This window comes from Yersinia sp. 22-579 (assembly GCF_030433455.1).
Taxonomy (GTDB): domain Bacteria; phylum Pseudomonadota; class Gammaproteobacteria; order Enterobacterales; family Enterobacteriaceae; genus Yersinia; species Yersinia enterocolitica.
Genome location: NZ_JAUJTZ010000009.1, coordinates 14,359 through 35,687, shown reverse-complemented (window position 1 = coordinate 35,687; position 21,329 = coordinate 14,359). Strand labels below are relative to the sequence as shown.

Sequence of the window (21,329 nt, the reverse complement as noted above, 5' to 3'; positions counted from 1 at the left end):
TCGGTTCTTTTATGCGAGTCATAGTTCAGGCCCCAAACCGATGTAAAATTGCACGCCATGTGCTTCGTTATCGCCAATAGGCTTCGCGATATCCAGTTTAATCGGGCCGACCGGGGAAGCCCAACGCACGCCAAACCCAGCGCCAGTTTTTAAATCACTTTTGCGAATATCATTTACCGCTTCACCGGTATCGACGAACACCGCCCCCCACCAACGGCCAGTGACGTTATATTGGTATTCGAGAGAGCCGGTAGCCAATTTAGAGGCACCAGTTAACTTACCTTCGCTGTCACGCGGAGAAATATCACGGAATTTATAGCCTCGAATACTGCGATCCCCACCGGCGAAGAAGCGCAGTGACGGCGGCACACGGTCAAAGTCATTGGTTTCAATCCAGCCTACATTCCCGCGTACCACAAAGCGATTTTTCTCACCCAGAGTGCGTATCCACACGTTTTGTGCCTGGAATATGCCGAAATCAACATCAGAACCCCAGGTGGTATCAGACCAATCAATGGAATAGCGTTGGCTATCCCCCCAAACCGGCATGGCTCCCCCACGCTGGCGGGTGCGGTTGATACTCACGCCCGGGTACAGCAGCATCGTGGTGTCAGTCACACTGCCCTGAGTAAAGTGATCCAAACTCCAGCGCAGGTTGATCGCGCGCTGCCAACCGCTGGATAAATCCCAGAAACGAGCAACGTTGAGTGTCGTGGTATCTGATTTAGTGTCATTAAGATCAGTGCGTCTAAACCCGCCCTGCAGCAGGTAATACTGCTCTAGTGGGTTTTTTAACAACGGGATTCGATAGCTGAAATCCAGCGTCTGCTCAGGAGCCGAGAGTGTGGTGCTGGTCGTCAGGCTGTGTCCGTAGGTGTTAACCCAAGGTTTACGCCAACTCGCCGTCAGGCGCGGGCCGACATCCGTGGCATAACCGCCCCCCAGCTCAACGGTATTCTCTGTTCGAGGGGTCACAACAGCATCAAGCGGCAATATTTTGGTTTTTTTCGCATCACGAAAATCTGGCGAAACCACCACAGAGTTAAACCAGTTGGTGGCGGATAGGCGGCGGTTCAACTCGGCCAACTCATCAGAGGTGTACAGCTCACCCTCATGAAATGGCACCAGATTTTGCAGATAGTCCTCACGGATTTGTGAGCCCTGGAAAATGACTTTACCGAAGCGATAGCGCTCGCCGCTGTCGAAATCGATATCCCAGAATGCTTCGCGCAGTTCAGCAGCAACGCCCAACTGACTTTTGATCATATTGGCGTCGAAATAACCGCGGCGTAAAGCCAGGCCAGTCAGTGAACTTTTGAAATTATCAAAATCGCCATGATTGAGAATAGAGCCAATTTTAGGCGTATCCCGGCGCACCAATGCCAGATAATCGGGATCGGTTTTCGCCCCGCCTTGCAGCACGATATCCACACCGGCAATCAAAACCGGCTCTCCGGGAACCACTTTGGCGATTAACACCGAACGAGCAGGTGCAGGGCGTTGTTGTAAATCGAAAGTAATGGTGGGGTCGTAATAACCCAAAGCACGTAGCCCCTGACGGATAGCCTCATCCACCCTGGAACGAAATCGCCCATCAGCCGTGACTTCATCAGTACCAATTGTTGATAAACGCGCCCTGACGTTTCTTTCTAAATCCCCGCTAAGACCCTCAACCTGCAACCGCACATTAGCGGCATAGGCGATAGGTGTGGCGAGCAATACACATAAAAAACACAGAATAGGGTATCGTGGCACGCGTACTCCTAATAAATTGTACTTTCCTGTAAAAACCGATCTTGCGGGCATTGCAAAAAAGTGGCATCAAACACACTATCATCCCGCGTACAAAGACCGATTAAAGCCTATAACCCCTAAAACTCTACCTTAAGCCGCTACATTTATGCGGAATGGGTCTTATTGTGTGCAAACTCGCAATCAGATACAACTGTCTATCGCCATTCACTGTAAACATCTTGTTAGCAATTTACTGTAAACTTAGGATTCACTGTCAACATCGGAGTCTATTGTGGTGCAAAATTTTGATAAAACTGCCGTCATTGATGCGGCGAATGCTTTGCCGGGCCGACTGACACCGATGCCGGTCGCAACTCTCCATGTGGTGAATGGGCACTCCATGACACATGTCCCCGAGGGTATGGAAGTTGCTATCTTCGCCATGGGCTGCTTCTGGGGTGTTGAGCGCCTGTTTTGGCAACAACCGGGCGTGTATAGCACCGCCGCAGGTTACAGTGGTGGATACACACCAAACCCAACCTACCATGAAGTGTGTAGTGGCCGCACCGCGCACGCAGAAGTGGTTCGAGTTGTGTTTGATCCTGCCATCATGAGTTATCAGCAACTATTGCAGATTTTCTGGGAAAATCACGATCCCGCTCAGGGAATGCGTCAAGGTGGAGATGTCGGAACGCAATATCGTTCAGCTATTTACCTGTTGACCCCCGAGCAGGAAACGCAAGCGCAAGAGAGTCAGACTCTGTTCCAACAAGCCATGACAAAAGCAGGTGACAGCCGAGCTATCACTAGTGAGATTGCCGTTGCCCTGCCGTTTTACTACGCCGAAGATGACCACCAGCAATATTTATACAAAAACCCACATGGATATTGTGGTTTGGGCGGTATCGGCGTTTGTATGCCTCCTAATTTGTAAGGCTGGCGGCGCTCTCATCGCTGCTGCTATACTACTTCGGGCTGTTCATATTCAGCCCGATAACGACTTTCTGCCGTTATTCAGAAACTAATTGAATTAACCGAAATAACAGTATGGCCCTTCCTTACGATCGCCGGCGCTATCGTCGGTACGACACGGACAGATTATGTTAAACAGTATTTTACTGATTCTATTTTTAATCGCAGTGAGTGCCTTCTTCTCATTATCAGAGATTTCACTCGCAGCATCGCGAAAAATTAAATTAAAACTTCTGGCAGATGAAGGCGATATCAACGCCTTACGAGTACTTAAATTACAAGAAACTCCGGGGATTTTCTTCACCGTGGTTCAAATTGGGCTGAATGCCGTCGCCATCCTCGGTGGTATTGTCGGTGATGCGGCATTCTCGCCCTCTTTCAAGGTGGTATTTGAACGTTTTATGTCGCCTGAACTTGCCGATCAAGTCAGTTTCATTTGCTCATTTGTCCTGGTAACCAGCTTATTTATTCTGTTTGCAGATTTAACCCCGAAGCGCATCGGTATGATTTCACCTGAAGCGGTTGCTGTGCGGATCGTCAACCCGATGCGTTTCTGCATAATGATTTGTCGTCCATTAGTTTGGTTCTTCAATGGGATGGCGAACCTGATCTTCCGTCTATTCAAGCTACCAATGGTTCGCAATGATGATATTACGTCGGATGATATCTACGCGGTCGTGGAAGCGGGTGCATTGGCGGGGGTGCTACGCAAGCAAGAACACGAGCTGATTGAAAACGTTTTTGAACTGGAATCCCGCACCGTTCCTTCTTCCATGACGTCACGCGAAAGTGTGATTTATTTTGATCTACGGGAAAGCGAAGACAGCATCAAAGAGAAGATTTCGACCCACCCGCATTCAAAATTCCTGGTCTGCGATGGTCATATCGATCAAGTGGTGGGTTATGTTGATTCCAAAGACTTATTGAACCGAGTCTTGGGCAACCAGAGCCTGGTGCTCAGCAGCGGTGTGCAAATCCGCTCAGCGTTAATTGTGCCGGATACTCTGACTCTCTCTGAAGCGCTGGAAAGCTTTAAAACTGCCGGTGAAGACTTTGCGGTTATCCTCAACGAGTATGCGTTGGTTGTTGGGATAATTACGCTGAATGACGTAATGACTACCTTGATGGGCGATTTGGTCGGCCAAGGGCAGGAAGAGCAGATTGTCGCCCGTGATGAAAGCTCATGGCTGATTGAGGGCGGTACGCCAATTGAAGACGTCATGCGCGTGCTGCATATCGACGAATTCCCGCAATCGGGCAATTATGAAACTATCGGCGGCTTTATGATGTATATGTTACGCAAAATTCCAAAGCGTACTGATTTCGTCAAATATGCCGGTTATAAGTTTGAAGTGGTGGACATCGATAGCTATAAAATCGATCAGTTATTGGTGACCAAACTCAGTGATCAGCCAGCGCCAATATTGCCAAAAGCACCGCATGAAAGCAGTGACGCATAACCGCTGATATTTTTGTGATGATTGAAACATTAGCGGCTCCTATTTAGGAGCCGCAATTAATTCGAACCGGGGATGTCACTAGACTTCAGTTTGCAGACGCATCACTTGCCGGTTAACTTCCGACATCACCTCAAAATGGCGTTTATCCCTAACTTTCGGGATTAAAATTTTGCCCTTATCAAACTCAAAAGCCCCCATATCCTTGATATACAACCGACCGCGAAATAGCGTTTTGACATACATCGCGATTTTTGCCGGATTGTAACGTTGGAAGATCCTCATTGTTTTACTTTCCTCCCATAGCACTAGTACGTACCCTCTGGCGCCTTAGCGACCAAGATCACAGGTAGCGTAAGATAATTGCAGAGTAATAGACCTAGAGTATGGAGTTAAGTTCCCGCAAAACCAGTCATTGATGCTGACTTTACATAATATTACAGTGTGAGTTAGAGAAAATGAGAGCTTAATGCAGAATAACCATCTAGTCAGTGCCAGAAATAATTATTTTAGACAAACAGGACAGACCTCTGATCTGCACCTATTATTGGGAAACTTGTCTGCTGTCAGGACTAAGTCATCATTCATAAGATCCTAAAGGACATCCCATGATAAAAAATAGCCTGCTTATACTGTCGCTGCTGTTAACCCCCTTTATGGCTAGCGCGCTCACCATCCAAGTTGACCAGCGGGTTCCGCCGGTAGGTGTCAGCGATAAAGGCGAATTAAACTACGATAAGGCTACTGATCAGTTTAGCTATAAAAACTGGAATAGCTCGCAATTGCCCGGCAAAGTGCGAGTTGTCCAGCATATTGCTGGCCGCACATCAGCAAAAGAACTGAATGCGCCGTTGGTGGAAGCGATTAAACACGCCAATTTACCACACGAACATTACCAAACGACGACAATCGTCAATACCGATGACGCCATCATCGGTACCGCGATGTTTGTGCGTAATAGCATTGAAAGCAATAAGCGGGAATTTCCCTGGTCGCAGTTTGTGGTCGACAGCAATGGGAGTGTCAAAAAGGCTTGGGGTTTAGCGGAGAAAGGGTCGGCTGTCGTGGTACTGGACCAACAAGGAAACGTTAAGTTTGTCAAAGACGGTGCGCTGACCGCAGAAGAAGTGCAGCAGGTCATCGACCAACTGCACCAGCTTGTGAAACAGTAAAACTAGAACAAAGACACTCTAAAGCCGGGGTTCAGGAAAGATTCACGTGGGATATAAGAAAGTGGTTTACCCTGCCAATCGTGAACTTGTGCCCCGGCAGCTATGGCGACTGCATGCCCAGCGGCGGTGTCCCACACATTGGTCGGCCCAAAGCGAGGATATAGCTGCGCTTTTCCTTCCGCGACCAGACAAAACTTGAGTGATGAACCCACCGCTACCGTCTGATGTTCGCCCAATTGCGCCAAATAATCTTCCAACTCAGCATCACTGTGAGAGCGGCTGACAACCACCAGCGGCGGGACGGCATCACGCACCTCAATCTGCATACGCCGACCACACTCTTCTTTCCATGCCTGGCCGTTTTCCGCGCTATACATCACTTCGCTCACCGGAGCATAAACTACCCCCAACACCGGTACCCCTTGCTCAATCAGGGCGATATTGACGGTGAATTCGCCATTGCGACTCAAAAATTCTTTGGTGCCATCCAGTGGGTCAACCAACCAATAGCGCTGCCAGTGCTGGCGCACTGCCCAAGTCGGTGGGTCTTCTTCAGATAACAGAGGAATGTCAGGGGTCAATACCGCCAACCCGGCTTTGATAATTTGATGGGCGGCAAGATCCGCCGCCGTAACGGGCGAATCATCTTTTTTATGGGCCACATCAAGGGGCTTCTCCCCCTGATAGACCGCCATAATCGCCACGCCTGCCTCGCGGGCCAACTGGCAAATTTGCTCTAACATCATCCACCCCTTGGTTTTATGAGTCATGTCGAATATTGATAGTAATTGTTAAATCAATAAGGGTTCCTGGAACTTGTCACTCACGCTATATTCATTCTAGAACGCAAAGCTAAAATAAAAATTAATCATCGCAATGCGTAATACCTGTTTGGCAGACTAATTATTTTCCGTCCAAATAGCCACCTTTGTCGGATAACCCTCAATAAAATCAGGGAAATTTGCCTACTGCAACTGTGAGCATCTCCGCGTTATCCAAAACCATTTTCTGCCAAACTTCACACTTTGTTATGACGACCTATTAAATTTACATATTCTTTTGCGATACAGGTCGAATTGTTTTCTTAATGGAAAAGCCACGATGGAGAAAGCCATGTTTAAGCGTCCGCTGACGTTATCCCTTCTTGCCAGCCTGATTGCTCTCACAACCTCAACCGCGCAGGCCGCAACTGTTGATTTGCGAGTACTGGAAACCACCGACCTGCACAGCAATATGATGGATTTCGATTATTACAAAGACAAACCTACGGAAAAATTCGGTCTGGTCCGTACGGCAAGTCTGATTGAAGCGGCTCGCCAACAAGCCACTAACAGTGTGCTGGTGGATAATGGCGACCTGATTCAGGGCAGCCCACTGGGTGACTATATGGCCGCGAAAGGGCTAAAGGCCGGTGAAATTCACCCTGTTTATAAGGCAATGAACACACTGGATTATGCCGTCGGCAACATCGGCAATCATGAATTTAATTATGGTCTGGATTATCTAAAAAAATCACTGGCGGGAGCTAAATTTCCCTATGTGAATGCCAATGTCATTGATGTCAAAACCGGTAAGCCACTGTTTCAGCCTTATTTAATTGTTGATACCCCAGTAAAGGATCGCGATGGGAAAAGCCATAACCTACGTATTGGCTACATTGGTTTTGTGCCTCCGCAAGTCATGATATGGGATAAAGCCAACCTTACCGGCAAAGTTACCGTCGATGACATCACCGAAACTGCTAAAAAATGGGTACCGGAAATGCGTAAGCAAGGTGCCGACTTAGTGGTCGCAATCCCCCACTCCGGCCTCTCCAGTGACCCTTATAAAAATATGGCGGAAAACTCGGTTTACTACCTCAGCCAGGTGCCAGGAATTGATGCCATTATGTTTGGCCATGCCCACGCCGTTTTCCCGAGTAAAGACTTTGCCACTATCAAAGGGGCGGATATCGCACAGGGGACATTAAACGGTATTCCAGCTGTAATGCCAGGCCAGTGGGGTGACCACCTTGGAGTAGTTGATTTTGTGTTGAATAATGACCAAGGCCAATGGCTGGTGACTCAAGCCAAGGCCGAAGCCCGCCCTATCTTTGATAAAGCGACACAGAAATCGCTGGCCGCCGAAAATGCAAACCTGGTGAAAGTGTTAGCCGCCGATCACCAAGGCACCCGTGATTTTGTCAGCCAGCCGATCGGCAAAGCATCGGATAATATGTATAGCTATCTATCGCTGATCCAAGACGATCCGACAGTACAAATTGTCAATAATGCCCAGCGCGCCTATACCGAGCACTTTATTCAGGGCGATCCTGACTTGGCCGATTTACCGGTACTTTCTGCCGCAGCGCCATTTAAAGCTGGCGGCCGCAAAAATGATCCTGCCAGTTTTGTCGAAGTGGAAAAAGGCGAACTGACCTTCCGCAACGCTGCCGACCTCTATCTTTACCCGAATACATTGGTGGTAGTGAAAGCCAGTGGCGCGGATGTTAAGCAGTGGCTGGAGTGCTCCGCCGCACAATTTAATCAAATTGATGTGAATAGCAGTAAACCGCAATCACTGATTAACTGGGATGGTTTCCGTACTTATAATTTCGATGTTATCGATGGGGTTAACTATGAAATTGATGTCAGCCAGCCTGCTCGCTATGACGGCGAATGCGCGCTGATTAATGACAAAGCTGAGCGCATCAAAAACCTGACGTTTAATGGTAAACCTATTGATCCAAAAGCCACATTCCTGATTGCCACCAATAACTACCGCGCCTATAGCGGTAAATTTGCTGGCACCGGTGATAGTCATATTGCATTCGCCTCTCCAGATGAAAACCGAGCGGTTCTGTCAGCTTATATCAGTGCAGAAACCAAAAAGCATGGGCAGGTGACCCCGCAAGCGGATAACAACTGGCGTCTGGCGACGCTGAATAGTCAGCAGCCGCTGGATATTCGTTTTGAAACCTCACCAAGTACCAAAGCCGCTGAATTTATTAAGCAAAAAGCGCAATATCCAATGAAAGCAATGGGTACTGACGAGATCGGTTTCGAAGTATACAAAATAGATTTACAGCAGAAATAATCTCTGGCCACAGCGCTTTACGGAGCGCTGTGGCTACCTCACCTACCTCTTTAGAGCTATATCGCAACCTATAACATGTATTTATTATGCATCTTATAGATATTTAATTACTCAATGAGGTGTCATCATGGATTACCGCAATCAATCTCTGGGTGCTTTGGCTATCGCCATTCCACGGGCAACAAAATTATTCCGTCAGCATCAGTTGGATTTCTGCTGTGGTGGCAAGCAAACACTGTTACGGGCCGCCACTAAGTTGAATCTGGATATTGATGAGCTGGAAGCGCAGCTCAATGCCTTGCAAGCCGAACCGCAGTCATCTGAGGATTGGCAACAGCAACCGCTGGCAAACATCATTGATTTTATTATCAACCGCTATCACAACCGCCATCGCGAACAACTGCCAGAATTGATTCTTATGGCTGAAAAAGTTGAACGCGTTCATGGCGAGAAACCAGCATGCCCTGGTGGATTAGCAGCCGAACTGACGGCGATTCTGGAAGAGCTGACCCAGCATATGTACAAAGAGGAACAAATTCTGTTTCCAATGATCAAACGCGGTATGGGGTCACAAGCCGGTGGGCCAATATTTGTGATGGAAGCTGAGCATGACGCGGTAGGACAACAGCTGGAAGTGGTTAAACAACTCACACAAAATATGACGCCACCAGAAGGTGCCTGCAATACCTGGCGCGCGCTTTACACTGGCATCAATGAATTCATAACTGACCTGATGGAACATATTCATCTGGAAAATAATTTGCTGTTTCCCCGTGCGCTGGATGGCGAATAACTGCACTGCTCATTATTTACCGGCTCAATAAATGCCAAAGGGCGACATCATGTCGCCCTTTTTTATTGTCACTGTTGGCGAAAATTACAGAATTTCCAACAGTTCCACTTCAAACATTAATGCGCTGAATGGTGGGATAGTCGCACCAGCACCACGCTCGCCGTAAGCCAGGTTGTGCGGGATGTACAACTTCCACTTAGAGCCAACTGGCATCATGGACAGAGCTTCAATCCAGCCCGGAATAACACCGCTGACAGGGAACTCTGCCGGTTGGCCACGTTCAACTGAGCTATCAAATACAGTGCCATCCACCAGACGGCCAGTATAGTGCACCCGTACACGGTCTTGACGGGATGGGATTGGGCCATCACCCGCCTGTAATACAGAGAATTGTAAGCCAGATTCAGTGGTGGTGACGTCATCACGCTTGGCATTTTCTTCCAGGAATGTTTTCCCTTCCTCTACCAAAGCCTGTTGGCGCTCAACACGCACTTTATCAGCTTTTTCATGCACTTCCTGTAGCGCGCGATGTATAACATCAACAGGAACGGTGGGTGCATTCCCTTCCATCGCGTCACGCAAACCTGCCAACAGTGCTTCTGGCAGTAAACCTTCCAGCCCGGACTCTTGCAATTGTTGCCCGATTTGTAAACCAATTCCGTAGCTTGCTTGCGCTTCAACGCTATCAAAAGAAGGGGTTGTCATGGATTTTCCTTTAGTCGCTAATCATGTCGAAGCCGCCAGCATAACAGCAGCAGGGGAGCGCGGTAAAATCTTGCTTCGCGAATGATGACTTTTGTCGTAGAAAAAGAAACAATGACAGCAGGCTAATGGGGAATACCCCGTTTAGGTATCATAATATTCTGTTTTTTGGCATTAGTCAGATAGTGGCTTAACCCAACTTCAAGCAAGAAGGGTTATACTTAGAAGCCTATGGGTAAAATGCCATTTTATTATTTATGTAGTTTTACGTAGTCGAAGAGAGGTCACCATGGGCAGAATCGCGCCCAGGAGAAGGAAAAGTACTCGGGTTTATCAGCCACTGCTGCACACCTGGCTGAGTATCAGGCAGAGAATAATGCCAGATGCTAAAAATGTTGATGATCACAATCTGATGTCTGAAGTCAGTGCGTCTGAACACATTTCTCCTGCTGAGGATATCACCTCTACTGAAAATAATGTGTCCCCTGAAACTGTTGCTACCGCCGCACAGGAAAAAGGGATTAAAAAGCTACTGCTGAAAATCTGGCACTTGCCAGACAGTTTTGAATGGATGGAGCCATTACCTAACTTTCACCGTCGCTGGGTCATTATCGCAACCGCAGTATTGCTGCTGGCACTGTTGTGGCCAGTTTCCCGTGATAACACCAATAACGCATTCCCGGTGAGTGCACCGTCCACAGACGTGCCACTACAGGCCCAATTACAGGGTAATCTTGATGCTCCGCCACCTCCAACGGTGGCGCCGCCGATTACACCTGAGGCGACTCCCCCGTTACAGGGAAATTGGCAGAGTTATCAAATTCAAGCAGGGAAAACGCTGGCACAGCTATTTCGCGATAATAATTTGCCGGTAAATGAAGTTTTTGCCATGGCGCAAGCCGAAGGTAATGATAAACCGCTCAGTAACCTTAAAGCTGGCCAGGAAGTCAAAATCATGCTGGATGCACAAGGTGTGGTCGCCGCTTTGGCTATTGAAACCACCAATAGTACAGAAGTGCTGTTTACCCGCCAAAGCGATGGCAGCTATCGTCGTGTGCGTTAATGGTAGCCAACCCTAGCCCCTTCTATCTAACGCCTTATTTTCTTTGATATTGTCATCCGAACTCCCCTCGAATTAAGTTGTTTTGGATGGTTAACGCCATCCACTAGCTGACGGTTGTATTCATAAACAGCTGTATTCATAAATTGAGGGGATGATGATGAAATATAAATTACCTTTTGTGTTGCTACTGATGCCCTTTGGCGCATTTGCAACACAGCATTGCCCAGCCATTGATAATATCAAGCACAACAATGGAGTCTATACCGCAACCACTGCCGGTGTGGGTGAGTGGGTTGGCGCCGTGCAAGGAGAGATTCCCCAGGACAGTGCGATTAAGAGTTTCCATGAAGCCCTTCTGATTCTCAATAGTGATGGTGGGGAAGATAATATTATTGATCAGGGGCGGTTCCAGAAATGTACCTATAACTTGCAAGCCGAAGGTAAGTTAATGGATATGTACTTCGATAACCAAACCTGGCGGGCATCCATTAGTGGAAAACCACATTGGCGGTATCAGCAAACTACTTTTCTTGAGATTTATAGCTGTTCGGGCGTGGCACCTGAACTGTGTGAATTTGAAATTATGTTACCAGCGGCACCCTAAGGCCTTTTGTCCCTTGACCAAAAAGCAAAACGCCAGCACGAGGCTGGCGTTTTAACAGGTTTACAGCAGCGTAACTTACGCTTCTGGAACCACAATCACGTTCAGTTTTGCGAATACGTCGCTGTGTACCTGGAAGTGAACTTCATGATCACCAGTGGTACGCAGAACGCCATTCGGCAGACGAACTTCGCTCTTGGCTACTTCAACGCCAGCTGCAGTAACTGCATCAGCGATGTCGCGAGTACCGATAGAGCCGAACAGTTTGCCTTCATCACCTGCTTTAGAAGCGATGGTGACGCTGACCAGTTCGTTAATTTTGGTTGCGCGAGCTTCAGCAGCAGCCAGAACGCCAGCCAATTTGGCTTCCAATTCTGCACGGCGTGCTTCAAAGAACTCAACGTTTTTCTTAGTTGCCGGAACAGCTTTACCCTGTGGAACCAGGAAGTTACGAGCGTAGCCCGCTTTAACGTTCACTTGGTCACCCAGGCTGCCCAGGTTTGCTACTTTATCAAGCAGAATAACTTGCATTACCTTATCCTCTCAAAGTCGTTAATGGACAGTGGCCGATTACTGATGACGATCAGTGTACGGCAACAAAGACAGGTAGCGTGCGCGCTTGATACAACGGGCGAGCTGACGCTGGTATTTTGCGCGAGTACCGGTAATACGGCTCGGGACAATTTTACCACTTTCAGTGATATAGTTTTTCAGCGTAGCGATATCTTTATAATCAATCTCTACAACGCCTTCCGCGGTAAAACGGCAGAACTTGCGACGACGGAAATAACGTGCCATTTGGCTAGTCTCCAGAATCTATAAATTCAATCTGCTCGGCATGCAGAACCAATTTGTTTAGCCCATTGCGGCCTTGATGGCAGCTAATGAAGCCTTCAACGGTTAACTGACTGCCGACCGTTATACTGTGAGTTAATGCTTGTGACTTTTGCCCGCTGACGATGATGGGCATTCTGCACCATGTTTGTCGGCTAAATCCGGCTTCCTGCTGTGTTGATCGGTGCTCAAGCACAAATTGACAATGCGGAATTCCAGAAGGACTTACTTTTCGAACCGGTGTCTTGCACACAGTGCCAGAAAGTACCAGACGATTAGTGGTCACCACGGCAATTACTCTTCAGAATCCCCAGCTTCAGAATCATCATTGGCTTCTGACGCGAAGTCGTGACGCTCACGGCGTTCGTCTTTCGCTTTAACCATTGGTGATGCTTCAGTTACCGCGTGCTTAACGCGCATAACCATGCTACGGATAACGGCGTCGTTGAAGCGGAAGTTTGTTTCCAGCTCATCGATCGCTTCCTGCGGCGCTTCAACGTTCAGCAGAACGTAGTGAGCTTTATGCAGTTTGTTGATCGGATAAGCCAGTTGACGGCGGCCCCAGTCTTCCAGACGGTGGATCGTACCAGCAGCATTAGTGATAGTTGCACTATAGCGCTCGATCATGCCCGGAACCTGTTCGCTTTGGTCAGGATGGACCATAAAAACGATTTCGTAATGACGCATCGATTATTGCTCCTTACGGATTATTCAGCCTCCTGATAGGGTCAACCGCGGCCCATGGAGGCAAGGAACGTGTTTGTGTGCGGCTGAAAAATGACGCGTAACTATACTTGCGGACGGTTTGAAACTCAAGGATTGCCGGGGATTTATTCTTGTTCTAACCATTACTCAACTAAAACCGCACTTTTTGTTCATTAAATAACCAATGGATGTAGATCCATTAGTCTACTAAATATTTCAATCAAATCATTAGCTCAACATAAATATCATTCACTTTTTTTGACAAAGTGAATCAATTCCCACGTATTTTTAAATTAACAAAAGCGACTAGAATTATTTACATCCACCGCAAAACAAGCGGCGCAGCTAACTGAAAGTCATTCAAAGTGTCTAAACATACCCTAAATAATTCGAGTTACAGGAAGGCGGCAAGCGAAAGAGTCCCGATGAGCTTACTGTGTTGTAAGTGATTCGGGTGATTGAACGCAGCCAACGCGTCTGCGGCTCGAAGTATAACGGGTATAAGATTTTGGAGTCACCTATGAAACATACACTTACTATCGCAGCCGCACTCGGCTTGGCATTATCAACCAGCACGTTTGCCGCCACAGAAATAACCGCTCAACAAGCTATGCAGCAACAGCGCGTCAGTATCGGTGCTCTGTCACTGGGTCACAATGTCATTTCTCCTGATGATGCCACTGCACAAATCAGTAAATTAGCTGATGAACGCGGTGCGACTTCTTATCAGATAATTGCTATGCATGAACCCGGCGACAATAGTTCCATACACGTTAATGCCGTTCTCTATCGCTAAGATTCAATAGATAAATACAACACCAGAGAAACACCGATAAAAAAGACAATACTCATACCCATTCCCCCGCTTGTCGGGGGTTTTTTATAGATATTTGCTAAAAAAGCGTGTTCCTGCGCTCAACGCTGTTGGCGTAATCTTATGTCCAATCCTCGGCTCTGTAAGATAGGTCAGGTGGTTATCACGCCTGCTGACTTGCAGTGCCTGAACCAAGCGCGCACTCTCCGCCGCTGGCACCACATCATCCGCTTCGCCATGCCAAACCAATAAAGGCCGCTCAGCAATTTTTTCCAACTGATGGGAAAGATCATAATCTGCCAGTGGTGCCAGGCGGCGTTCAAACTCTGCCGGGCTGAGCTCCCGTCCTCCATCCAAAGGTGGAAACAGCGAATGCGCCAACGAAGTAAAATAACCTGATCCCATAAAATCGGCAGCAACACTGATCCATGGGTAGCGAGCAAACGCGCCTAACGCGGTCATTCCCCCCATTGATGCGCCCGCAACACCGATCCGCTTGCAATCCATCAATCCAGCCTGTTGATAATGCTGCTTAAGCCCAGGTAGTTCATCAATATTCGATTTGAGGATCTCCCAGAAATGAGACAACCGCTGAGTTTCATTGCCGTCAAAACGCGCACCATGCATAGCTGCATCCGGCGCTATAGTGCGAAAACCGGCTTGGGCGAAAGCATAGGCAAAATAGGAATAGACTTCTTTTGACGAGGTGTAGCCATGATAAAAGAAAATGGTGGGTAACGGCTGCTGACGCTGGCCCGCAGGGGCCGCATGGATGACCTCAATCCCATTAATGTTTTCCAGCGACATCTCAATCATGGTGAGAATCCTTTGTTTATCAGGCAGCGAACAGGCTTATAACAGATAGATGCAGTGTGCCAAAATGAAGATATAAAGTCTTAAATCAATTTCTTCCAAGATATTCCCTCATACTTGAGGTTGCAGCGTTACACTTGAGAAATAATGGGCTTAGCAGTGATATCGCAGCTGACAAAGAGGCAAAAATGAATTTAAAACGTGTAATGGTGGTCTTACTGATCACTTTGGGACTCTCGGCTTGCAGTGCTTTTCACGTTACTCCGGTTCCACCACCTGTGGCTCAGCCCTATGCCCAGGAAATCACCCGCGCACAGAGCATTAATTTACAGAAAGTGGGCACCGTTTCAGCTCAAGTATTTGGCAGCCCGATGGATATTGAAGCTGAAATTAAACGTAGGGCCAATGCCAGTGGTGCGCCCTACTATTTGATTATCATGATGTCTGACAGTATTTATCCAGGCATTTGGTACGCCAACGCTCTGTTGTATAAATAACTAGCAGTATAAATAATTAGTTGTATAAATGATTTCGAGCTTATTTCATGCCGCTGCCGCGACTGAGCAGCAGCGCGCAAACCGCTTCAGGCACCATGTATTGATCCCGGTGATCTAGCGTCATGCGACACCAGGCATCGGCCAATGGCGGCGAGGCAAACCGCAGCAATTGAGATGCACAACACAAGTCAAACAGTTGCTGCGTTATCGCCCGCCCTTGCTCTTCCTTGGGGTTTTTCAGCCGCTGCTGCAATTGTCGCCATGCCCGGTCAAACAACCGATTTTGCCCTCGCACCGAATAAAACTCTTGCTGAAGCATTTCTATCGCAGAGGGGAGTTTGCGAAAGGTTCGTAGCACATCAAGGCACATAATATTGCCGGAGCCTTCCCAAATGCTGTTGACCGGCATTTCACGGTAAATCCGCGGCAGCTCACTTTGTTCGCAATAACCAATCCCGCCAAGAACTTCCATCGCCTCGGCGACAAACCCGCTGCCCAGCCCACAGACACGATATTTTGCCGCTGGCGTCAGCAGCCGACTGAATACCTGCTCATGAACCTCGCCGGTTTTTTCCCATGCACTGGCCAGACGCATCAATAACGCGGTATGGCCTTCTAAACGCAATGCCATACGGCTTAAGACTTGCCGCATCAAAGGCTGGTCAACGAGTGCTTTACCAAAGGCTTGCCGCTGCCAGGCATGGTACAGCGCGACGGAGAAGGCTCTTCTCATCAGGCCATGACTACCGAGCGCGCAATCAAAACGAGTATATCCACCCATTTTCAGAATTTGGCGAATGCCGTCACCTTCATCGCCCAATAACCACGCGGTCGCATTATCAAATTCAACTTCACTGCTGGCATTAGAACGATTGCCGAGCTTCTCTTTCAAGCGCTCTAAGCGAATGGCGTTATAGGTGCCGTCTGGCAATATTTTAGGCAGGAAAAAACAAGATAGCCCCCCTTCGGCTTGGGCCAACACCAGGTGCGCGTCACTTTGTGGTACCGAGAAAAACCATTTGTGCCCGACCAGACGATAAGCCTCACCATTGCCGCGAGCCTGCAGCGGCTCTGCTCTGGTGGAGTTACTTAACACATCGGAACCGCCCTGTTTTTCGGTCATACCCATGCCAATCAATAAACCACGTTTCTGGCTACCGACGATTTGATGCGAGTCATAACGATCTGAAAGCAGTGCTGGTATCCAGCTTTGGAATAGCGGTGGAAGTGTTTGTTGCAACAGCGGAATGGCACCAAACGTCATGGTTATTGGGCATAATGTCCCCGCTTCTACCTGAGCATGCAGGATGAAACGCGCCGCTCTGGCAACAAAAGAGCCTATCCGCGCATCTTCCTGCCAAGGTAAATTATGCACTCGGTGATTAACCAACTCTTGCATTAACACATACCAGGCAGGATGGAATCGCACCTGATCCAATCTCTGGCCAGCGGCATCATAGCGCAATAATTCTGGCGGATTGGCGTTTGCCAGCCGCCCTAATTCGAGTGACTCCTGTGAGCCAAGTTGAAGTCCAATCCGAGCAAGATCCTCTCCATCCCAGCCAGCATGTTCCCGTATCACTGCTTCCCGCAAGGCCATATCCGACAGATATAAATTACTGTTAGATAACGGCTCTGGCTGGTTGAAAACCAAATGAGTCTGCCACTCCATACCTTCCTCCATTTCGGTACTTATTGCGAAATCGGCATTCATAAATCAGGGTTAAGTATGGTGCAGGCGGGGGTTTTTGCTGACAGGCACATCACAAACAGCGATTAATCCACTCTATATCGCTGATAGTGATGCGAAATTCTCTGTGTGAAAAATAAAAAACAAAAAGCCAACATCCGGAAATGTTGGCTTCAGACTGCTGACAAACTCCAACGACTCGATCTTGCAAGGTGAGGACAGGGAGAAGAGTAAAGCGTCCGCGCCACGGATGGCGCGGCTCGAGCCCCCAGGGAAGGCTTGTTTTAACAAAAAAAGTGTGGCGTCTTTACGATCTGCCTGTTTTCACCGATACAGGCACTTTGTCATTAACTTCAATATTAAATTTTTAGCGCTCGCTGACGTACCGCTTCAAACAAACACACACCGGTAGCAACCGACACATTGAGTGAAGAAACACTCCCTGCCATCGGAATGCTGATCAGTTCATCACAGTGTTCGCGGGTCAAACGGCGCATACCTTCGCCCTCAGCTCCCATCACTAATGCCATCGGGCCGGTCATTTTGCTTTGATACAATGTATGGTCTGCTTCACCGGCAGTCCCGACAATCCAGACATTGTGCTCTTGTAACACTCGCAGCGTGCGCGCCAGATTAGTGACTTTAATCAATGGTACGTTTTCAGCAGCACCACTAGCGACCTTCTTGGCGATGGCATTCAGCTGCGCCGAGCGATCCCGTGGCACGATAACCGCATGGACACCCGCAGCATCTGCACTGCGCAAGCATGCGCCCAGATTATGGGGATCAGTAACGCCATCGAGCACCAACAGGAAGGGGGTTTCTACACTTTCCAGCAATGCTGGCAAGTCATTTTCCTGATACTGACGCCCTTCACGGACTCGCGCCACGATACCCTGATGGACACCACCTTCAACCTGTGAATCCAGCCACTGGCGGCTGGCAACCTGAATCACCAAACCGGCTGCTTCCAGTTCGGCAATCAAGGGCTGTAGGCGACGATCGTCACGACCTTTCAGAATAAAAACTTCCAGAAAACGTTGTGGATCATTGTCTAACAAGGCTTTAACGGAGTGAATGCCGTAAATAATTTCGCTCATGATGCTCTTTTATAAATGATTAAATATAAATGAATGCGGGCGACCAGGGCCGCCCGACAATCAACAGGCCATTATTGGTCACTGCTGGTTTTTTTCTTCGCGCGCTTGGCCTTGGTGGCAGCAGCAATTTTCTTGGTCTTGGCGGATGCTCTTTTCGCTTTAGCTTTGGCCTTTTTCTCGGCCAACGCTTTGTCATCTAACTTAGCGGCGGCATCTGCCGGACGGAAAGCACTATCTGGCTCAAAGTTTGCCGGTTTTTTAGCACGACGAGGGCGTTTCTGCCCACTTCCTGCTGGCGCGCTATCACGACGTGATGAACTCGATGAGCTCGATGAACTACCACGACCGCCACGGCCAGTGGAGGTATCGCGCATAGTGCGCTGACCATCGGCTTTCTTGGCTTTATCACGCGCCGTTTTGCCTTCACCGCGCGGTTTACGGGTACTGGAGACCAGAGCAAAATCAATTTTGCGCTCATCCATGTGTACCGCCTCAACCCGGATTTCCACGGTATCACCCAACCGGTAAACCTGACCTGAGGATTCACCGATCAAACGCTGACCAATGTTATCGTAACGATAGTAGTCATTATCCAAACTGGAGACATGTACCAAACCATCAATAAACAAATCATCCAGGCGGACGAAGAAACCAAAGCCGGTGACGCTGGCAATAATCCCGGTGAAGACTTTCCCCACCTGATCCTGCATAAAATCACACTTCAGCCAATCTGCGACATTACGAGTCGCTTCATCAGCACGGCGTTCAGTCATTGAGCAATGTTCGCCCAATTGCAGCATATCTTCGTACTCACTGTGCCAGCCACCGGTTGGTGTCCAGCGCTCTTTCACATTGCCGTGCTCTTTGGCAAGCTGGTACTTGATAGCCCGGTGCATGGCCAAATCGGGGTAACGGCGAATGGGTGAGGTAAAGTGGCCATAAGACGCCAACGCCAAACCAAAGTGACCACGGTTTTCCGGATCGTAAATCGCCTGTTTCATCGAACGCAGCAACATGGTTTGCAGCATTTCATGATCCGGACGATCCGCAACTTCATCCATCAGCACTGCATAATCTTTTGGCTCTGGTTTCAAACCACCACCCAGTGTCAGACCCAGCTCACTGAGCACACTACGCAGCGCTGAAATATGGTCATCACTTGGGCGGTCATGCACCCGGAACAGCGCCGGTTCGTTATGTTTTTCCACAAACCGCGCGGCGGCGATATTCGCCAGAATCATGCACTCTTCAATCAACTTATGCGCGTCATTACGCACCGTCGACTCAATACGCTCGATACGCCGTTCAGCGTTAAAGATAAACTTGGCTTCTTCGGTCTCGAATGCAATACCACCACGCTCAGCACGAGCCTGATCCAGCGCCTTGTACATGGTATGCAGTTCTAACAGATGTGGCACCAGCGGCTTATATTGCTCGCGCAGTGATTCTTCACCATCAATGATTCGCCATACTTTGGTGTAGGTCAGACGCGCGTGCGAGCTCATCACCGCTTCGTAGAACTTATACGACGACAGCTTGCCCTGTGCGGAGATGGTCATCTCACACACCATACACAGGCGGTCTACCTGCGGATTCAGGGAGCAAAGGCCGTTTGACAGCACTTCCGGCAGCATCGGGACAACTTGTGACGGGAAGTAAACCGAGTTACCACGGCTGCGAGCTTCATCATCCAGTGCAGTGCGCGGTCGCACATAATAACTGACATCAGCAATCGCCACCCACAAGCGCCAGCCGCCACCGCGTTTTTTCTCGCAGTAAACCGCATCATCAAAGTCGCGGGCATCTTCACCATCAATAGTCACTAAGGGTAGATTGCGTAAATCCACTCGCCCTTTTTTTGCTTCTTCCGGCACTTGCTCTTTCAGGTCAGCAACTTGTTTTTCAACTTGTGGCGGCCAGGTATGTGGGATCTCATGAGTGCGCAGCGCAATATCTACCGCCATGCTGGTACCCATGTTCTCACCGAGCACTTCAACAATCTTACCCACAGCTTTAGTACGGCGGGTCGGGCGCTGGGTCAACTCGACCACCACCATATACCCCATCCGCGCGCCATTGATGGCATCTGGTGGGATCAGAATATCAAAACTCAAGCGGCCATCATCCGGCACCACAAAACCCGTACCCGCATCAGTAAAATAACGCCCGACAATCTGGCTGGTTTTCGGTACTAACACGCGCACGATACGCGCTTCACGACGACCTTTGCGGTCAGCACCAACAGGTTGGGCCAATACCACATCGCCATGAATCGCGGTTTTCATTTGCTCGGCTGAGAGGTACAGGTCGTCTTTACTGCCTTCAACCCGTAAGAAACCAAAGCCATCACGATGACCAATAACAGTCCCGCGCAATAAGTCTAGGCGCTCCGGTAAGGCGTAGCACTGACGACGGGTAAAGACCAATTGCCCATCACGCTCCATCGCGCGCAGGCGGCGACGCAGCGCCTCTAGCTGTTCTTCACCCGACAAATTAAGTTCATTTGCCAGTTCTTCACGGCTGGCAGGTGTTTCGCGTTTCGCGAGATGAGCCAAAATGAACTCCCGGCTAGGGATTGGTGACTCATATTTTTCTGCTTCTCGCTCCAAGAATGGATCTTGTGACATTGCGGTTCCTCCGTTGTCAGCAGCAGCTTGCTATACGTGTTTTATTATAAGAATTACTCAACAAGTAATAGCTTGTAGAGCGGGGTATTATCTTGAACCATATCGGCTAAAGTATAGTTATCCAGCTCGTTAAGGAAACTTTGTACCGCCTGATTAAGCACTTGTTTCAAGCGGCAAGCGGGGGTTATATGGCAAAAATCACTACTGCAATTGACCAGAGAAAGTGGTTCTAACTGGCGCACAACGTCACCAATTCGAATTTGGTCAGCCGGTTTACCTAACCGTATGCCGCCATTCTTCCCCCGTACAGCGGTTACCAACCCGACACGACTCAACTGATTGATTATTTTAACCATATGATTGCGAGACACGCCATAGACCTCGGTCACCTGAGAAATGCTGGTCATTTGGCCTTCAGGCAGCGAGGCCATATAAGTAAGCGCCCGCAAACCATAATCAGTAAAACTTGTTAACTGCACGTATACCCCTGAGTATCAGTTTACCCGGCTTAAACCCATCTAAGATGACACGTTTTGGATAGGTTAATAAGTGCGATTCTAAGTGCTATTTAGAAACTTATAGATTGAATGATAAACCAGCCACAAAGCTTGCGACTAATCATTTAGATAAAGGGCGGGTTTTTTGATGTAAAAATGGCTGACCGGAGATAACTTTCTGGT

22 protein-coding genes are annotated in these 21,329 nt (G+C 48.6%); 9 read left to right on the top strand and 13 right to left on the bottom strand.

The window, feature by feature from the left end; translation table 11 throughout:
• Positions 1-18 precede the first annotated feature (18 nt).
• Positions 19-1,755, bottom strand: coding sequence for an autotransporter assembly complex family protein (locus QSV56_RS12335; protein ID WP_046695507.1), 1,737 nt, complete (start codon positions 1,753-1,755; stop codon positions 19-21).
• Between the two features lie 274 nt (positions 1,756-2,029).
• On the opposite strand from QSV56_RS12335, the gene msrA reads away from it, so the two are divergent.
• Entirely contained in the window at positions 2,030-2,668 is a 639-nt protein-coding gene (gene msrA, locus QSV56_RS12330; protein ID WP_026018340.1) for a peptide-methionine (S)-S-oxide reductase MsrA, read from the top strand.
• A 166-nt stretch (positions 2,669-2,834) separates the two neighbouring features.
• Positions 2,835-4,166, top strand: coding sequence for a hemolysin family protein (locus QSV56_RS12325; protein ID WP_005175426.1), 1,332 nt, complete (start codon positions 2,835-2,837; stop codon positions 4,164-4,166).
• 78 nt (positions 4,167-4,244) lie between these two features.
• Here QSV56_RS12325 and QSV56_RS12320 read toward each other — a convergent pair whose 3' ends face one another.
• Positions 4,245-4,448, bottom strand: coding sequence for a DUF1107 domain-containing protein (locus QSV56_RS12320; protein ID WP_005156335.1), 204 nt, complete (start codon positions 4,446-4,448; stop codon positions 4,245-4,247).
• A 323-nt stretch (positions 4,449-4,771) separates the two neighbouring features.
• On the opposite strand from QSV56_RS12320, the gene QSV56_RS12315 reads away from it, so the two are divergent.
• Positions 4,772-5,335, top strand: coding sequence for a YtfJ family protein (locus QSV56_RS12315; protein ID WP_019080705.1), 564 nt, complete (start codon positions 4,772-4,774; stop codon positions 5,333-5,335).
• A gap of 2 nt (positions 5,336-5,337) precedes the next feature.
• On the opposite strand, the gene cysQ is transcribed toward QSV56_RS12315, so the two are convergent.
• A complete protein-coding gene (cysQ, locus tag QSV56_RS12310) occupies positions 5,338-6,078 on the bottom strand; it encodes a 3'(2'),5'-bisphosphate nucleotidase CysQ (protein WP_019080706.1) in 741 nt (246 codons plus the stop codon).
• A gap of 358 nt (positions 6,079-6,436) precedes the next feature.
• Here cysQ and QSV56_RS12305 point away from each other — a divergent pair, with 358 nt between their 5' ends.
• Together QSV56_RS12305 and ytfE are read left to right on the top strand one after the other, a co-directional pair.
• Complete coding sequence (locus QSV56_RS12305) at positions 6,437-8,410, top strand: bifunctional 2',3'-cyclic-nucleotide 2'-phosphodiesterase/3'-nucleotidase (RefSeq protein ID WP_301212541.1); 1,974 nt, start codon at positions 6,437-6,439, stop codon at positions 8,408-8,410.
• Between the two features lie 127 nt (positions 8,411-8,537).
• On the top strand, positions 8,538-9,203 hold the full coding sequence (ytfE, locus tag QSV56_RS12300; RefSeq protein WP_019080708.1) for an iron-sulfur cluster repair protein YtfE: 666 nt from the start codon (positions 8,538-8,540) through the stop codon (positions 9,201-9,203).
• Between the two features lie 84 nt (positions 9,204-9,287).
• Here the strand turns inward: ytfE and QSV56_RS12295 are convergent, their stop codons facing one another.
• The gene (locus QSV56_RS12295) at positions 9,288-9,908 is read right to left on the bottom strand and encodes a peptidylprolyl isomerase (RefSeq protein WP_005156348.1); all 621 of its coding nucleotides are present in this window, start codon (positions 9,906-9,908) and stop codon (positions 9,288-9,290) included.
• Between the two features lie 286 nt (positions 9,909-10,194).
• Between QSV56_RS12295 and QSV56_RS12290 the strand changes: the two genes are divergently transcribed.
• Entirely contained in the window at positions 10,195-10,968 is a 774-nt protein-coding gene (locus QSV56_RS12290) for a LysM-like peptidoglycan-binding domain-containing protein (RefSeq protein WP_072082902.1), read from the top strand.
• Positions 10,969-11,122: 154 nt separating this feature from the next.
• Positions 11,123-11,572 (top strand): DUF3757 domain-containing protein, encoded by a 450-nt coding sequence (locus QSV56_RS12285; protein ID WP_072082903.1) that lies wholly within the window; start codon positions 11,123-11,125, stop codon positions 11,570-11,572.
• A gap of 75 nt (positions 11,573-11,647) precedes the next feature.
• On the opposite strand, the gene rplI is transcribed toward QSV56_RS12285, so the two are convergent.
• The 4 genes from rplI to rpsF are packed head-to-tail and all read right to left on the bottom strand — an operon-like array spanning position 11,648 to position 13,090.
• Complete coding sequence (rplI, locus tag QSV56_RS12280; RefSeq protein ID WP_005175476.1) at positions 11,648-12,100, bottom strand: 50S ribosomal protein L9; 453 nt, start codon at positions 12,098-12,100, stop codon at positions 11,648-11,650.
• 39 nt (positions 12,101-12,139) lie between these two features.
• Entirely contained in the window at positions 12,140-12,367 is a 228-nt protein-coding gene (gene rpsR, locus QSV56_RS12275) for a 30S ribosomal protein S18 (protein ID WP_002210155.1), read from the bottom strand.
• A gap of 4 nt (positions 12,368-12,371) precedes the next feature.
• Complete coding sequence (priB, locus tag QSV56_RS12270; protein WP_020282467.1) at positions 12,372-12,692, bottom strand: primosomal replication protein N; 321 nt, start codon at positions 12,690-12,692, stop codon at positions 12,372-12,374.
• A 5-nt stretch (positions 12,693-12,697) separates the two neighbouring features.
• Positions 12,698-13,090, bottom strand: a complete 393-nt coding sequence (gene rpsF, locus QSV56_RS12265) for a 30S ribosomal protein S6 (RefSeq protein WP_002210153.1) — start codon at positions 13,088-13,090, stop codon at positions 12,698-12,700.
• Between the two features lie 538 nt (positions 13,091-13,628).
• Here rpsF and QSV56_RS12260 point away from each other — a divergent pair.
• Entirely contained in the window at positions 13,629-13,904 is a 276-nt protein-coding gene (locus QSV56_RS12260) for a DUF1471 domain-containing protein (RefSeq protein ID WP_046051713.1), read from the top strand.
• An 84-nt stretch (positions 13,905-13,988) separates the two neighbouring features.
• Here the strand turns inward: QSV56_RS12260 and yjfP are convergent, their stop codons facing one another.
• A complete protein-coding gene (gene yjfP / locus QSV56_RS12255; protein ID WP_046051714.1) occupies positions 13,989-14,738 on the bottom strand; it encodes an esterase in 750 nt (249 codons plus the stop codon).
• Between the two features lie 185 nt (positions 14,739-14,923).
• Between yjfP and bsmA the strand changes: the two genes are divergently transcribed.
• The gene (bsmA, locus tag QSV56_RS12250) at positions 14,924-15,232 is read left to right on the top strand and encodes a biofilm peroxide resistance protein BsmA (RefSeq protein WP_050327775.1); all 309 of its coding nucleotides are present in this window, start codon (positions 14,924-14,926) and stop codon (positions 15,230-15,232) included.
• Between the two features lie 40 nt (positions 15,233-15,272).
• Here the strand turns inward: bsmA and QSV56_RS12245 are convergent, their stop codons facing one another.
• From QSV56_RS12245 to nsrR, 4 genes are all read right to left on the bottom strand, one after another.
• Positions 15,273-16,916 carry an isovaleryl-CoA dehydrogenase gene (locus QSV56_RS12245; RefSeq protein ID WP_172654318.1) on the bottom strand — a complete coding sequence of 548 codons (1,644 nt, stop codon included), beginning with the start codon at positions 16,914-16,916 and terminating at the stop codon, positions 15,273-15,275.
• A gap of 365 nt (positions 16,917-17,281) precedes the next feature.
• Entirely contained in the window at positions 17,282-18,022 is a 741-nt protein-coding gene (rlmB, locus tag QSV56_RS12240) for a 23S rRNA (guanosine(2251)-2'-O)-methyltransferase RlmB (RefSeq protein ID WP_004392482.1), read from the bottom strand.
• A gap of 71 nt (positions 18,023-18,093) precedes the next feature.
• Positions 18,094-20,649, bottom strand: a complete 2,556-nt coding sequence (gene rnr / locus QSV56_RS12235; protein WP_046051716.1) for a ribonuclease R — start codon at positions 20,647-20,649, stop codon at positions 18,094-18,096.
• Between the two features lie 53 nt (positions 20,650-20,702).
• Entirely contained in the window at positions 20,703-21,128 is a 426-nt protein-coding gene (gene nsrR, locus QSV56_RS12230) for a nitric oxide-sensing transcriptional repressor NsrR (RefSeq protein WP_005156409.1), read from the bottom strand.
• Positions 21,129-21,329: the final 201 nt, after the last annotated feature.

Coding starts and splice junctions, on each gene's coding strand:
- bsmA (WP_050327775.1), top strand. CDS start 14,924: ATGAATTTAAAACGTGTAATGGTGGTCTTACTGATCACTTTGGGACTC.
- QSV56_RS12320 (WP_005156335.1), bottom strand. CDS start 4,448: ATGAGGATCTTCCAACGTTACAATCCGGCAAAAATCGCGATGTATGTC.
- rpsR (WP_002210155.1), bottom strand. CDS start 12,367: ATGGCACGTTATTTCCGTCGTCGCAAGTTCTGCCGTTTTACCGCGGAA.
- yjfP (WP_046051714.1), bottom strand. CDS start 14,738: ATGATTGAGATGTCGCTGGAAAACATTAATGGGATTGAGGTCATCCAT.
- rplI (WP_005175476.1), bottom strand. CDS start 12,100: ATGCAAGTTATTCTGCTTGATAAAGTAGCAAACCTGGGCAGCCTGGGT.
- QSV56_RS12260 (WP_046051713.1), top strand. CDS start 13,629: ATGAAACATACACTTACTATCGCAGCCGCACTCGGCTTGGCATTATCA.
- cysQ (WP_019080706.1), bottom strand. CDS start 6,078: ATGTTAGAGCAAATTTGCCAGTTGGCCCGCGAGGCAGGCGTGGCGATT.
- rpsF (WP_002210153.1), bottom strand. CDS start 13,090: ATGCGTCATTACGAAATCGTTTTTATGGTCCATCCTGACCAAAGCGAA.
- QSV56_RS12285 (WP_072082903.1), top strand. CDS start 11,123: ATGATGAAATATAAATTACCTTTTGTGTTGCTACTGATGCCCTTTGGC.
- QSV56_RS12325 (WP_005175426.1), top strand. CDS start 2,835: ATGTTAAACAGTATTTTACTGATTCTATTTTTAATCGCAGTGAGTGCC.
- QSV56_RS12290 (WP_072082902.1), top strand. CDS start 10,195: ATGGGCAGAATCGCGCCCAGGAGAAGGAAAAGTACTCGGGTTTATCAG.
- QSV56_RS12305 (WP_301212541.1), top strand. CDS start 6,437: ATGGAGAAAGCCATGTTTAAGCGTCCGCTGACGTTATCCCTTCTTGCC.
- QSV56_RS12245 (WP_172654318.1), bottom strand. CDS start 16,916: ATGGAGGAAGGTATGGAGTGGCAGACTCATTTGGTTTTCAACCAGCCA.
- rnr (WP_046051716.1), bottom strand. CDS start 20,649: ATGTCACAAGATCCATTCTTGGAGCGAGAAGCAGAAAAATATGAGTCA.
- rlmB (WP_004392482.1), bottom strand. CDS start 18,022: ATGAGCGAAATTATTTACGGCATTCACTCCGTTAAAGCCTTGTTAGAC.
- QSV56_RS12315 (WP_019080705.1), top strand. CDS start 4,772: ATGATAAAAAATAGCCTGCTTATACTGTCGCTGCTGTTAACCCCCTTT.
- QSV56_RS12295 (WP_005156348.1), bottom strand. CDS start 9,908: ATGACAACCCCTTCTTTTGATAGCGTTGAAGCGCAAGCAAGCTACGGA.
- ytfE (WP_019080708.1), top strand. CDS start 8,538: ATGGATTACCGCAATCAATCTCTGGGTGCTTTGGCTATCGCCATTCCA.